We start from the raw sequence: 13,137 nt of genomic DNA, 5'->3' as shown, positions 1-13,137 counted from the left end.
CCTCATTTCATTGTAATTTCTATCGCATGTGCGGTACATGGGATCGTCTCTTTCTGTTGGAACGAAAGTGGAGATAGCAATGCACCTGTCGCCACAAGGAGCACTCGTTTATATGTCCCTGCACGAAGCTCTTGCATTACATAACTAAAAAAAACAGCCGCTGAACAGCCTGCTCCACTCGCCCCCGATTGAAAGGATTCATCTTGACCGTAAAATTCCGCTCCAGCATCGCGTAAAAGTGTTAACTCCTCATTTTTTATGCCACTCTCGACAAGCATGCCTTTAAGCAGTTTTAAGCCAAGCTGTCCTAAATCGCCCGTTAAAATTAAATCATAATGATATATTTCTTGTTTACGTTCCTCTAAATGAGACTTAATCGTTTGGAAGGCAGCAGGAGCCATGGCAGCACCCATATGAAATGGATCATCCATTCCATAATCAATGACCTTACCTATCGTGGCTGCTTCAATAGAAGGAGCATCTTCACGATGTTTACCAACCAGCGCATAACCTGCTGCTGTTACAGTCCATTGCGCCGTTTGTGGTTTCTGTGCACCATAATTAATCGGATAACGAAATTGACGTTCAATCGCATTGTGTTGACTTGATGCCCCAGCAATTGAATAATTTGCAGCTCCGAGCTCCGTTAAAAGGCTGGCTACAATTACAGCTGAAACAGAGGTAGCACAAGCTGAAAATAATCCGATAAAGGGAATAGCTAATTCCCTTGCCGCAAAATTGGTAGGCGTCATTTGGTTAACTAAATCGCCACCTAATAAATAATCAACTTCTGCAGTTGTAATACCACCTTTTTTCATAACAAATTCACAAGCTTCTTCAACCATTTTTCGATGGCCTTGTTCATTTGTTTCCATTTGCCAGCGCTCATCGTCGTAGACCGTATCAAAATATTGTTTGAAAGTACTGCGGTCCTCTAACGGTCCTGCTACTACGCCTCCTGCTAACAACGATGGTTTTGACGGAAAGATGATTACCATGAAACCACCCCTATCGTCACAAGAATATATTTAATAAGTGCAACAAAAAATGCAGATACTACACCAAATAACACAACAGATCCCGCTAATTTGAATAAATTACCGCCAACACCGAGGACTAAACCTTCAGATCTGTGTTCAATTGCAGCAGAAATTACCGCATTCCCAAACCCTGTAACAGGCACTGCTGAACCTGCTCCTGCAAATTGACCAATTCTTTTGTATAAACCAAAGCCTGTTAAAATCATTGCAAAAAATACCATCGTTGCAACGGTTGGGTTTCCGGCTGTTGCTTCTGTGAAATTAAAGAAAACGATATAAAAAAGAGAAACCGCCTGCCCAATTGTACAAATGAGACCACCTACCACAAATGCTTTAACGGCATTTTTTAAGTAAGGGGTAGGCGGTGTTATGTTTTGTTCTAGCTGTTGATATTGCTCTTTTTCCATTATGTTTCCTCCTTTGCAAGCTTCTGCAGCTCCGTAATTTTCTTGCTTAGTTTATTATCTTCAAGTTGGTCCTTTTTTATTTTATTGGCTTCATAAAATATTTTATAATCGGCTGAAACAAAAACCTCTTTGCTGGGATACTTTTCATCAAACTTTTTTTGGAGTTTCTTCTCTATTTTAGTCGTATTCCATTTTTTCAATGGTTTAATTTGCACAGCCACAAGCATTTTATCGTCATATTGAATGACAGTTGATTTTTCAACCGATTTTTCTTCTTTTAATACCGATTCAAGCTCTGCTTCATTTTGTGGAGAACCATAGACAATAAATTTTTCTTTTTCCGTGCATCCAATAAGCAATGTCATACAGACGAATAGAGGCAACATCATTCCTAATAACCTCAAGGTATTTACCCTCCTTTTCCTAACAGTTTCTCCACACATAAAAAAACTATTCATTTGAATAAGTAAACGAAAGCCCGAGTCCATTTTTCAAAAGCACATATTGTAGAAGTAGTTAGAAAGAAAGGAGGTGACAATATGGGTTGTGGTAAACCAACAAATCCTATTGGACCTATCCATTCAGCAGGCTGCGTATGTGACGTGGTGCGTGCAATTTTAGATATTCAAAATCAAGCGGTGCGAGATGAGTGTTCTCCATGTACAGCAAACTGTTTCTTAGAACCACTAGGCGGGATCGTAAGTCCTGCACGCTCAACAGCAGATACACGCGTATTCATGCTTATTACAAAAGACGGTACTCCATTTAAAGCATTCTTTAGCTCACCATCAGCAGATCCTTGTAAATGTACATCAGTATTTTTCCGTGTCGAAGATATGTTTGATGAATGCTGTGCTACTTTACGCGTTTTAGAACCATTATGTACTTATGATTCTACTGAAAGCACTGTAGACTTATTAAGTCGTGATGGCTGCTGCGTAAATATGAAGAAAATTTGTAAAGTAGATGATTGGAACTCTACTGATAGCTGTATCACTGTGGATTTATCTTGTTTCTGCGCTGTTCAATGTATCGCTGATGTTGACTTAGGGATTTGTAATTAAGTCTTTCTCCTTTGACACACTACACATAAAAAAAAAGTGTACAGCATCCTCTGCTGTACACTTTTTTTATAATATCGGCAATTGTTTCCCCCGCCATAATATTTGTTCAATATCCTCGAAGTAAATAATTTCTTGTGTATTGAACTCCTTGGACGTCAACAATAGGGAATCCATTTGCATATCTGAAGCAGTTCCACTTAGTCTTCTACCATCCTTTAAAGTGATTAATAATGGTTGATAAGCTTTTTGACGAAACGGTTTTTCTAAAAACTGTAGCTGCTTTATAATATATTCGTCCATTTCTTCGTTTACTTCTTCATTTACTTGTTCTTTCACTAATTTAGGTACCGCTTCATCTAGACTCGACTCACTGTCGTATTGATCTCTTACATAGACAGACGTACTTTCATCCAAATCCAATTCATGTAGCATTTTAGAAATGTTTAAGAAATAAGTTGGTGACTTTATATATAGGCGTGGCTCTCGCTCCACAATTATCACTTCCCTTTTTTCCCTACAATATGCAAAAGTGAAGAAATTGGTTCTTAGCCTATTTGACTTAAAAACACGGTCGCTAGTCCTAAATAAATTAAAATACTCGTAATATCATTTAATGTTGTAATAAACGGACCCGATGCAACAGCCGGATCAATTTTCATACGATGCATTAATAATGGGATAAATGAGCCAGCAAGTGTTGCCACTAAAATCGAACCACAAATTGCTGCACCAACAAGCATCCCTAAAATTAATTCACTTTTCCATATATATACAATACCAATAACAATCAGGCCACAAACAATTCCCGTTAAGATGCCAGTACCTGCTTCTCGAAGTAACAGCTTCATTTTGCTATGTTCTTCGACATCACCTGTCGCAATGCCTCGTATGGCAACAGCAAGTGCTTGTGTGCCACTATTCCCCGAAGTACCTGAAATAAGCGGAATAAAGACAGCAAGCAACGCTACTTTATCTAATGTATCTTCAAACTGCCCCATTAAATTCGCTGTTAGCATACCTAAAAACAATAAAATAACAAGCCAAGGCAAACGTTTTTTTGCTGCTTGCCAAGGATTAGTATCAAACTTATCCATATCGGAAATACCCGCTAATTTCGAGTAGTCTTCCGATGCTTCCTCATCAATAACGTCGATAATATCATCGACAGTAATAATCCCCAAAAGCTCACCTTGATCACCAATAACAGGTGTTGCTAGGAAATTATAATCCTTCATAATTTGTGCTACTTCCTCTTGGTCATCACCCACATGCACCATTACAACTCGTTCATTCATAATCGAGCGAATAAGTGTATCCTCATCAGCAATGATTAAATCACGGAGTGAAATAACCCCTGTTAGTCGATGTGCCTCATCCACAACAAATATATAATAAATCGTTTCGGCATTTGGTGCCTCTTTACGCAATATCGCCATTGCAGAACGAACAGTTGAATTTTCAGGAATAGCTACGTATTCAGTTGTCATAATAGAACCAGCTGTATATTCATCATAACTTAAAAGCTCATTAATCTCTTCAGCTGTTTCTACATCCATCATGCCTAAATAGCTTTCTCGTTGCTTTGTATCCAACTCATTTAAAACGTCTGCAGCATCATCAGCATACATATGGGATAGCATTTCTGCACCGTATGCTGGATCCATCTCTGCTAAATACGCTGTATATTCGTCATCATCTATTTCGATTGCCTCAAAAATATCAGCCATTTCCGTCGGAGACAAGTACGAATAGATGATCTTCCTTATATCAGGCTCCACCTTTTCATAAAACGTTGCCTGATCATATGGATGAAGTTCTAAAAACTCATCACGGAATGCGTTAATTTCATTGTTTTCTAGCATACCACGTAAATGTGCCTCGTCGAATTGCACATCATCCTTTTCATTTCTTTCCTCTATCATGCTTGTCCCCTCCTTCCGAGCGTTGAAATTATTTTACGTTCATTGACGCAAATCTACCTTTTATATAATAGTGTGCATGCACTGTTTGTGCAAACTCTTTTTTTAGATAAAAACAACTTTCTTCTTTACTATACCCTACAATTGCTTATTTTTCTGTTAACATGCTATTAAGATACTATTTAATAATAAAAATGATAAGGAGATGCTCGATTTCGCGAACACCTCCTCAAATATTTAATATTTGTTGCATATCATCCTTTAACATACTTGTGAAAGAGTACTTCTCATTTGTTAATGGATGCTGCAAAGACAACGATACACAATGTAGTGCTTGCCGATCTATCAGATTACGGCTTCCCCCATATAATTCATCGCCTATAAGTGGGTGACCTACATAAGCCATATGCACGCGGATTTGATGTGTTCGTCCTGTATGCAATTTTAAGCGAATATGCGTCATCGGCTCTCCTTGAACAGTAAAACGCTGTAAGACGGTCATATCCGTATGCGCAAATTGGCCATCCTCCCGTACCTCACGTTCAATAATACTAGATTCTTTTCGACCAATAGGCGCAATGATAGACTGCCTATCCTCTATTAAATGTCCGTGTACAATTGCTTCATATTCACGCGACACATTACCACTGCGTTGGGCTAAACCCATTAAGTGATGGATATGTGCATGCTTAGCGATGCATAACAAACCTGATGTATCACGATCGAGCCTTGTCACAACATGGACGGTGGAGGCTAAGCGTTGTTGTTCAAAATAGCCACAAACAAAATTAGCTACACTTTTTGACGGATGCTCACGGGATGGAATTGTACTTTGATGTGCTGGTTTATCAAGCACTAACAAAGCCTCATCCTCGTAAATAATAGACAGCGCTCCATATTCAATTGTGAGTCCATCACTTTTCTCTTCTGGTGGAAATTTTATTTCTACCTGATCTCCCATGTGAAGGGGGTAACGTACATTTTGCTCGATACCATTGACCGATAGTAAGCCCCCATCAAACTTAATAGCTGTTAAAGCACGTTTCGATATTTGCCATTGTGCTAAAGCCTCACGGAGCAATTGACCATCCTTTTCAGCTTGAAATTGAAGTGTAAAACGTGTATCGCTATTACTCATTTGCAACGAATGACTCATGCACACGTTCCCAAAACGGAAACGGTCTGAAGCGTGCAAAGCGGACCCTTTCATTTGCTACATTGAAAGCAATGGATTTCACATCACCTTGTGTGACTTGTAGATGATCAACTGTCATATTGAAGTTTTGATCGTTCACTGGGCGTAAAATACAGTGATGATGAGCTGGTAAAATTAGTGGCGAGCCTACTGTTCGGAAGACGCGATTATTTATAGAGGCAATTTCAGTAATTTGAAGTGCCGCTAAAGTAGGGTGGATAATGGCTCCTCCTAAAGCTTTGTTATAGGCTGTACTACCTGATGGGGTCGAAACACAAAGGCCATCCCCACGGAAACGCTCAAACTGATTACCATTTAACTCAACATCCATTACAAGGGTAACATCAGGCGATTTCACGGTCGCTTCATTTAGTGCCAAATAAGTGTTTGATTCTGCATTATGATGTTCCACTTTTACTTCTAATAAGGGATACTCCACAACATTAAAATCTTTTTTCGCAATAGATAGCACTAATTTCTCTAGTTCGGAAGGTTTCCAATCCGCATAAAATCCTAAATGGCCTGTATGAATACCGACGAATGCAACTTGATCTAGCAAATGTGAGTAGCGATGGAAAGCATGTAATAGCGTGCCGTCCCCACCTATCGATACGACAATTTCAGGTGTCTCTTCATCGTATGTTAATCCAAAATCTTGCAAATATGTTTTTGCTAGCTCCATTAATTCATTTGATTGTGCATCTCTACGTGATTGAATAGAAAATTTCATTGTGAGTCACGCTCCTTCTCTGATAGTAAACTAGGATTCGATGCCTCTTTAAATTCACTAAAATAGGCCTGTGCTTCTTGAATTTCACTACGAATCGAAGACATTTCTTCATCTAACCGGAAGGCTGCTTCTGCTGCACTTTGTAGACGATTTTTTATTTCCTCTGGAAACATGCCCTTATATTTATAATTTAGTGAATGTTCTATTGATGCCCAAAAATTCATAGCTAATGTACGAATTTGAATCTCTGCTAGCACTACTTTTTTTCCTTGTATGGTCTCAACGGGGTATTCTACAATCATATGATATGAACGATAACCGCTTGGCTTATTATGGGTAATATAATCTCGCTCTTCCACTACGCGCATATCCTTACGTTGTCGAATTAGCTCTGTCACCGTCGAAATATCATCTACAAATTGACACATAATACGAACACCTGCAATATCGCCAAGCTCGTCGCCAAGTTGCTTCGACGGTTCAAAGGCTAGTCCTTTTTCTAGCGTTTTATCGTAAATGCTTGCCAGTGGCTTTACTCGTCCTGTCACAAATTCAATTGGTGAATTTGCATTGACAATGCCAAACTGAGATCGCATACCTTTTAATTTTATTTTCAACTCATCTACTGCTTGTTTATAAGGACTTAAAAAAATCTCCCATTGTCCCATCGCTAAAACCTCCCGACATTCGGTATCGGACAAAACCAACACCGTCTGTTCGTTTTGTCTTTTTTAATCAGCGAGAACTGCCTTGAAGTGTTGTTCCACTGCTTGAACAAATTCTGCTCCGTAATTGTAATTTCCTTCAATATTATACACGAGCATTTCCAATTCCTCGTAAAAGTTTGTCAGTTCAATTACTTCCCCATCTACTTTTAACATTGGGTTTTGTTTGGCTTGTAAAATATGTACAAGATTGTCCCAACTGTTTTGTGGAAAACGCAAGTAATGATAGTCCTCTCCTGCATCCAGTAAATAGATAAATGCAAAATCATCTGAATCTGCAATTACTTGGGCAGCAGGCTTTAGCTGTAAATTTTTATGATTGTCGTTTAAACTAAAATGAGGTTGCTGATTTTCAAAATAAAATGATTCTATAGTATATATTTTACGCAAATGTGGGTCCCCTTTTCGTCGTTCTCTTCCTCTTATTTTAGCATATGGGGTAAATAGTTGCAGTGTGTAATTGCAAAACAACAAGCAAACTTCGGCTAAAAACCGATTACAACATTCGCTTAATTGCGTCCCGAGCTTTTTCATTTCTGCTTGAAAAAAGCTCCAGTTAAATATCGATGACAACAGTAGGGGTAGAAGCCCCTCCCAATCAAATTATAGTTTGGCAACACACACTTATTAGAAGTAGCGGACTTCCGTTGACGCAAGTAAATTAATAAAAAAGGATGAGCATCTATGGCACAACAACTTGAAATTGAGTTTAAAAATATTTTAACTAAACAACAATATGAGCATTTGCTAGAAGAATTCCAAATCCAAAAAAATGCTATTCATCGTCAAACAAATCATTATTTCGACACACCTACTAATGCTATTCGAAATTTGCAAAGTGGGTTACGTATCCGCATTATTAATAATTATTATGAATGTACATTAAAAGAGAAAACTTCAAATCATACACATTTAGAAACAACCGATGAATTGACCGCTGCACAAGCAGAGAAAATGCTTGCAGGCCAAGGTTTTTATGCACCAGAAGTCGCAAAAAGACTAGCGTCACACAACATTGGATTAGAGCAATTAACCGTGTTTGGTTCCCTTACAACGGACCGTGTCGAAATTCCTTATAAAGACGGACTTCTTGTATTTGATCATTCTTTCTATTTGCAGTGTGACGATTATGAGGTAGAATATGAATCAAAAGATGAAATAAAAGGAAAAGCAATCTTCGACGAATTTCTACAGCAATACGATATAAAAAAACAAATTGCTGAAAAAAAAATTGCACGCTTTATGAAAGCTTTACAATCAACTAAACAACAATAATGCTTATTACAATACGAAAGGGTGACCAGCTCATTGGATATCCAATCTTTGAGAACAATGCTTGAAATCCAAGCACTACAAACATTAGGTTCTACGGGAAATACTTCACCAAATTCTTTCACAAATAGCAATTCTATCTTTTCTGATATGATTGAAGAAATGTTAGGCGATGCGACAACAACGAACAACGCAAAATTATCTAGCCTCCTTGGCATGAGTTCTTCGGGCTCCGCCAACTTTATGGACCAGCTTAGTAGCTTAACAGGTATGACTGGTGGAAATACAAATAGTTCGCTCCAATCATTGCTCTATAATGGAACGAATTCTGTGTATATTCCCGCCTCTCTCCAAGCAACATTATCAAACATGCAAGCCAGCACCAAGCTAGATTCCTATGTATCAGACGATGTGATTGGCTCGACTGCCTATGCCAATTCACTTGCTGGAGCTAACCAATATGCCGCAATTATCGATAAGGCTGCGGCTACTTATAATGTACCAGCTAAGCTTATTGCTGCCGTTATCAAGCAAGAGTCCAACTTTAACACATTCGCTGTCAGTCATGCAGGCGCTCAAGGCTTAATGCAATTAATGCCTAAGACAGCTCAATATTTAGGTGTAACGAATTCATTTGATCCCGAGCAAAATATTATGGCTGGAGCCAAATATTTACGCCAAATGCTTGATAAATTTGATAATGATCCAACACTGGCTTTGGCCGCTTATAACGCTGGAGCTTCTCGCGTAACAAAATATAATGGCATTCCACCATTTAAAGAAACGCAGAATTATGTCAAAAAAGTGATGAATTATTACACTGTTTAAATCGCATAAAGCCTGTAATTACAGTCTTTTTCAGCAAATTTCACCCTCGTTGGTGAAATTTGTGCTTTTCTATCGAAAACATTTTCAAAGTGCTCTTTGTTTGTGTAAACGAATGGACGTTGATAGAATGAAGGTAGTCACAAGATATTCACATTTTTCAATTCAACAAAGTATTAGATAAAATGGTACATGAACATATTGATTTGTACTTTACGATATACTTCTTATAAAGAATAAAAGGAGCATTTACTTATGAGTCGAAAATACACTGTTCCTTATGAGGAGCTTGGAGCTGAAAAACTTTCTGAACTCATACATGCGTTCTATAAAAGAGTTGCACAGCATCCTGATCTTATGCCAATCTTCCCTAAAGATTTGACAGAGACAGCCCGCAAGCAAATTCAATTTCAAACACAATATTTAGGGGGTCCAAATCTTTTTACAGAAGAGCATGGACATCCAATGATGCGTGCGCGTCATATGAATTTTCCAATCACACCTGATCGTGCCCAGGCTTGGCTAGAGTGTATGGCTGAAGCGATGGATGAGGTTGGTTTGGAAGGGAAGTTCCGTGAAACCTACTACCAACGTTTAGTTTTAACAGCTCATCACATGATTAATACACCTAATGACGATGAGGGGGAATTATTACGTGAATAATATTCAAATGTTGCAAGAACCAACACCGACGATTTCTACTGCCAATAAGCCAATTGAATTGTATATTTTCGTAGATCCACTTTGTCCTGAAGCTTTTAGTATGCAATCCATCATTCGTAAACTACAACTAGAGTATAATCATTATTTTTCATGGCGCTTTGTGTTAAGCACAGAGCTCTCTTCACTTAATTGTTTGAGTAAGCGCATGAAGGGCTGTGAATCAGGGATTGAACTGGATATTAATCACCCTGTGTTACCCTCTATTGCCATAAAGGCGGCAGAATTACAGGGTAAACGTTCAGGCGCTCGTTATTTGTCAAAATTACAAGAATATGTTTTGCTGAATTATCAGGATGTTAATTCCTATGCAACGCTGTTAAAAATTGCAGAGGAAGTACAGTTAGATATGAATGAATTCACTGTCGATTTCGGTTCAAAAGAAGCCGCACGTGCATTCCAATGCGACCTTTATATAAAAAGAGAAATGGAAGTTGATGAAGTACCTAGTATTGTATTTTTCAATGAGTGCATTGAGGATGAAGGGTTAAAAGTGAGCGGTAGCTATGACTATGAAGTTTATGAACATATTTTACAAGAAATGATGAATGAACAGTTAATTCGCCAACCGTTACCCACTATTGAAGAATTATTTTTAAAGTACCATACACTTTCTACAAATGACATAGCATTTATTTATTCCTTAACAGAACAAGCAGCAGAACGTGAGTTAAAAAAACGTATGCTTCAACAAAAGATTGAACGTATTCAAACAGATCACGCTACACTGTGGCGTATTAAATAATGCAATTATACTTTTATTCCAAAAGGATAGGAACTCAACCATTTTATAACTGAGTCCTATTCTTTTTTTTATTTCATAACGTTATAATCTTTCATTATAGGAAGTGCCTATTGTAGGTCAAATGCAGTGATACTAAAACCTTATATGAAAGCAACATGATTCCATCTTTCGGCTTATTATTAAGTTAAAACCAATCTATTCACCTTAGTTAAAGAGACGCTAAGAAAAAAACTACAAAAGACATGGAACGTATAAAGAATTAGCAGGAAAGAACTATAATAAAAGAGGCGCCACTATCCTCGACAGATAGAGACGCCTCTTTTTCACAAAGGGGATGGGAGAAATGTTCACGTTCAAACAAAGGGGTGTATGTTTGTTTTGTGATTTATTTCACAAGATTCACTTTATCATGGAATAATAAATTTAGCAATGAATCCTGCTTTAGATTCACAAATTTGTCATATAGAAAGCGATTACAGTACAGTATTTTTTCAAGATGGAAACTTTTAATCATTTGTAAATCAAAGAAAAACATTATTATTTACTTTTTTCTTGAAAGCCAATTTCTACATAAAATAGAAAATGGCTGTAGTAATGTTACTACAGCCCTACCTATTAATTATTCAACAATAATTTTTCCAATTCATTTAAGCGTTGTTCAAATACTTTACAAGCATCATCAATTGGTTTAGCTACATTCATATCAACACCTGCAGCCTTAAGCACTTCAATCGGGAAATCTGAGCATCCAGCTTTCAAGAAGTTATTAATATAACGTTCTACAGCAGGAGCACCCTCCTCTAATATTTGCTTACTTAATGCCGTAGCTGCGGATTTACCAGTAGCATATTGATAGACGTAGTAATTGTAATAGAAATGCGGAATGCGAGCCCATTCCAGACCAATTTCCTCATCAACTACCATATCCTCACCGAAATATTGCTTATTCAAGTTATAATACACTTCCGTTAAACGTTCCGCTGTTAACGATTCTCCGTTTTTATCCATCTGATGAATTAAATGTTCAAATTCTGCAAACATTGTTTGACGGAATACTGTGCTACGGAAACCGTCTAGCCAATGGTTTAATAAATATATTTTTTGCTGCGGATCTTCTATTGTTTTCAACAGATAATCATTCAATAATTCCTCATTGCATGTAGACGCCACTTCGGCCACGAAAATGGAATAATCTCCATAAACAAAAGGCTGATTATTACGAGTATAATAACTATGGACACTATGCCCAAACTCATGCGCCAATGTAAATAAGTTATCCACATTGTCTTGCCAGTTCATTAAAATATAAGGATTCGTACCGTAAGCACCTGATGAATACGCGCCACTACGTTTACCTTTATTTTCCTTAACATCAACCCAACGATTATCGAAACCACTTTGGACAATGTCTTGATATTCTTTTCCGAGTGGGGCTAACGCTTTCACTAAAATGTCTTTAGCTTCCTCATAAGGAACTTTCATATCTACTTCTTGCACTAGTGGTGTAAATAAATCCCACATATGCAACTCATCTACACCTAATAACTTTTTACGTAATGCAATATAACGTTGCATAGTTGGTAGATGTTTATGAATAGTCTCTACTAACTGATCGTAGACACTTTCTGGGATAAAGTTATTGGACAATGCCGCATGTCGTGCCGATTCATAATGACGCACTCGTGCACTGACATTATGTTTTTTTACATTACCTGTCAATGTAGCAGCGAATGTGTTTTTAAAATGACCATACGTTTCATACATCGCTTTAAATGCTGCTTCACGTACAGATCGATTTTTACTTTCTAAAAACTTAATGTAATTACCATGTGTTAGTTGAACTTCTTCCCCATCCTCGTTTTTAACTGTAGGGAAAACTAAGTCCGCATTATTTAACATACTAAATGTATTGGAAGCAGTGCCTGTCACCTCTGCCATTTGTGCAAGTAATGCTTCTTGTTCTGCTGGTAGAACATGTGGACGGGTCATTGAAATTTCTTTTAATGATTGCTTATATAATTGTAAATCCTGATTATCAGCTAAATAGGATTCAATTGTTTCTTCGCTTAGTGATAAAATTTCAGGTGTTAAAAATGAAAGTGCTGCTGAAATATTTGTCGCTAACGTTTGAATTCGACTATTCATATCTTGATAAAAGCTATTCGTTGTATCTTGATCATATCGCATATGCGCATACGTATAGAGTCTCATTGTACGTTGATAAATTTTATCGTAATAAGTTAGTACAGCTAATAAGGCATCTGCACCATTTTTTAAAGTACCTGCATAGCTAGATGCTTCTTTCGAAAGTTCTGCGACTTTCTTAAATTCCTCTTCCCATAGTGTATCCGTTGCAAAAATATCTTCCAATCGCCAAGTTAACTCTACCGGTATTTCATTTCTCATTAAAACTCGATTACTGTTACTAGCCATGAGCCAGCCCCCTTTATATATGACTTTCCTGTACTCTCATATTTTCTCAATATATTGCGACA

15 protein-coding genes are annotated in these 13,137 nt (G+C 37.5%); 5 read left to right on the top strand and 10 right to left on the bottom strand.

Going from position 1 to position 13,137, the window contains the following annotated elements:
• Nucleotides 1–2: 2 nt before the first annotated feature.
• Genes I5435_RS03370 through I5435_RS03360 form a run of 3 tightly spaced genes read right to left on the bottom strand, consistent with a single transcriptional unit; the run spans nucleotide 3 to nucleotide 1,851 of the window.
• Nucleotides 3–998 (bottom strand): stage V sporulation protein AD, encoded by a 996-nt coding sequence (locus I5435_RS03370; RefSeq protein ID WP_024362544.1) that lies wholly within the window; start codon nucleotides 996–998, stop codon nucleotides 3–5.
• Nucleotides 992–1,447, bottom strand: coding sequence for a stage V sporulation protein AC (gene spoVAC, locus I5435_RS03365; RefSeq protein ID WP_024362543.1), 456 nt, complete (start codon nucleotides 1,445–1,447; stop codon nucleotides 992–994). Before spoVAC ends, I5435_RS03370 begins: the two co-directional genes overlap by 7 nt.
• Nucleotides 1,447–1,851: a YhcN/YlaJ family sporulation lipoprotein gene (locus I5435_RS03360; protein ID WP_227665410.1), complete on the bottom strand. Its 405-nt coding sequence runs from the start codon at nucleotides 1,849–1,851 to the stop codon at nucleotides 1,447–1,449. Before I5435_RS03360 ends, spoVAC begins: the two co-directional genes overlap by 1 nt.
• Nucleotides 1,852–1,986: 135 nt before the next feature.
• Here I5435_RS03360 and I5435_RS03355 point away from each other — a divergent pair, with 135 nt between their 5' ends.
• On the top strand, nucleotides 1,987–2,511 hold the full coding sequence (locus tag I5435_RS03355; protein ID WP_024362541.1) for a CotY/CotZ family spore coat protein: 525 nt from the start codon (nucleotides 1,987–1,989) through the stop codon (nucleotides 2,509–2,511).
• A 66-nt stretch (nucleotides 2,512–2,577) separates the two neighbouring features.
• Here the strand turns inward: I5435_RS03355 and I5435_RS03350 are convergent, their stop codons facing one another.
• The 6 genes from I5435_RS03350 to I5435_RS03325 all read right to left on the bottom strand — a co-directional run bounded on the left by I5435_RS03350 (nucleotide 2,578) and on the right by I5435_RS03325 (nucleotide 7,470).
• Nucleotides 2,578–3,003: a hypothetical protein gene (locus tag I5435_RS03350; protein WP_024362540.1), complete on the bottom strand. Its 426-nt coding sequence runs from the start codon at nucleotides 3,001–3,003 to the stop codon at nucleotides 2,578–2,580.
• Nucleotides 3,004–3,056: 53 nt separating this feature from the next.
• A complete protein-coding gene (gene mgtE, locus I5435_RS03345) occupies nucleotides 3,057–4,433 on the bottom strand; it encodes a magnesium transporter (protein WP_024362539.1) in 1,377 nt (458 codons plus the stop codon).
• A 226-nt stretch (nucleotides 4,434–4,659) separates the two neighbouring features.
• Nucleotides 4,660–5,568, bottom strand: coding sequence for an RluA family pseudouridine synthase (locus tag I5435_RS03340; RefSeq protein WP_337983256.1), 909 nt, complete (start codon nucleotides 5,566–5,568; stop codon nucleotides 4,660–4,662).
• Complete coding sequence (locus I5435_RS03335) at nucleotides 5,561–6,355, bottom strand: NAD kinase (RefSeq protein WP_024362537.1); 795 nt, start codon at nucleotides 6,353–6,355, stop codon at nucleotides 5,561–5,563. The genes I5435_RS03340 and I5435_RS03335 overlap by 8 nt, the downstream gene beginning before the upstream one ends.
• Nucleotides 6,352–7,023 (bottom strand): GTP diphosphokinase, encoded by a 672-nt coding sequence (locus I5435_RS03330; protein ID WP_024362536.1) that lies wholly within the window; start codon nucleotides 7,021–7,023, stop codon nucleotides 6,352–6,354. Before I5435_RS03330 ends, I5435_RS03335 begins: the two co-directional genes overlap by 4 nt.
• A gap of 63 nt (nucleotides 7,024–7,086) precedes the next feature.
• Nucleotides 7,087–7,470 carry a UPF0738 family protein gene (locus I5435_RS03325; RefSeq protein ID WP_024362535.1) on the bottom strand — a complete coding sequence of 128 codons (384 nt, stop codon included), beginning with the start codon at nucleotides 7,468–7,470 and terminating at the stop codon, nucleotides 7,087–7,089.
• A 294-nt stretch (nucleotides 7,471–7,764) separates the two neighbouring features.
• Here I5435_RS03325 and I5435_RS03320 point away from each other — a divergent pair, with 294 nt between their 5' ends.
• From I5435_RS03320 to I5435_RS03305, 4 genes are all read left to right on the top strand, one after another.
• Complete coding sequence (locus I5435_RS03320; RefSeq protein ID WP_337983255.1) at nucleotides 7,765–8,355, top strand: CYTH domain-containing protein; 591 nt, start codon at nucleotides 7,765–7,767, stop codon at nucleotides 8,353–8,355.
• 33 nt (nucleotides 8,356–8,388) lie between these two features.
• Complete coding sequence (locus tag I5435_RS03315; RefSeq protein WP_025218675.1) at nucleotides 8,389–9,180, top strand: lytic transglycosylase domain-containing protein; 792 nt, start codon at nucleotides 8,389–8,391, stop codon at nucleotides 9,178–9,180.
• Between the two features lie 252 nt (nucleotides 9,181–9,432).
• Nucleotides 9,433–9,840 carry a globin domain-containing protein gene (locus I5435_RS03310; RefSeq protein ID WP_024362532.1) on the top strand — a complete coding sequence of 136 codons (408 nt, stop codon included), beginning with the start codon at nucleotides 9,433–9,435 and terminating at the stop codon, nucleotides 9,838–9,840.
• Entirely contained in the window at nucleotides 9,833–10,642 is an 810-nt protein-coding gene (locus I5435_RS03305; protein WP_024362531.1) for a DsbA family protein, read from the top strand. Before I5435_RS03310 ends, I5435_RS03305 begins: the two co-directional genes overlap by 8 nt.
• 615 nt (nucleotides 10,643–11,257) lie before the next feature.
• Here I5435_RS03305 and pepF read toward each other — a convergent pair.
• Nucleotides 11,258–13,075, bottom strand: a complete 1,818-nt coding sequence (gene pepF / locus I5435_RS03300) for an oligoendopeptidase F (protein WP_024362530.1) — start codon at nucleotides 13,073–13,075, stop codon at nucleotides 11,258–11,260.
• Nucleotides 13,076–13,137 lie beyond the last annotated feature (62 nt).

Origin of the sequence: Lysinibacillus sp. C5.1 (assembly GCF_016350185.1) — a bacterium.
GTDB classification, from domain to species: domain Bacteria; phylum Bacillota; class Bacilli; order Bacillales_A; family Planococcaceae; genus Lysinibacillus; species Lysinibacillus sphaericus.
This window is presented reverse-complemented; position numbering and strand designations above follow the sequence as displayed.

Coding starts and splice junctions, on each gene's coding strand:
- I5435_RS03340 (WP_337983256.1), bottom strand. CDS start 5,568: ATGAGTAATAGCGATACACGTTTTACACTTCAATTTCAAGCTGAAAAG.
- I5435_RS03335 (WP_024362537.1), bottom strand. CDS start 6,355: ATGAAATTTTCTATTCAATCACGTAGAGATGCACAATCAAATGAATTA.
- mgtE (WP_024362539.1), bottom strand. CDS start 4,433: ATGATAGAGGAAAGAAATGAAAAGGATGATGTGCAATTCGACGAGGCA.
- I5435_RS03310 (WP_024362532.1), top strand. CDS start 9,433: ATGAGTCGAAAATACACTGTTCCTTATGAGGAGCTTGGAGCTGAAAAA.
- I5435_RS03355 (WP_024362541.1), top strand. CDS start 1,987: ATGGGTTGTGGTAAACCAACAAATCCTATTGGACCTATCCATTCAGCA.
- pepF (WP_024362530.1), bottom strand. CDS start 13,075: ATGGCTAGTAACAGTAATCGAGTTTTAATGAGAAATGAAATACCGGTA.
- spoVAC (WP_024362543.1), bottom strand. CDS start 1,447: ATGGAAAAAGAGCAATATCAACAGCTAGAACAAAACATAACACCGCCT.
- I5435_RS03320 (WP_337983255.1), top strand. CDS start 7,765: ATGGCACAACAACTTGAAATTGAGTTTAAAAATATTTTAACTAAACAA.
- I5435_RS03330 (WP_024362536.1), bottom strand. CDS start 7,023: ATGGGACAATGGGAGATTTTTTTAAGTCCTTATAAACAAGCAGTAGAT.
- I5435_RS03370 (WP_024362544.1), bottom strand. CDS start 998: ATGGTAATCATCTTTCCGTCAAAACCATCGTTGTTAGCAGGAGGCGTA.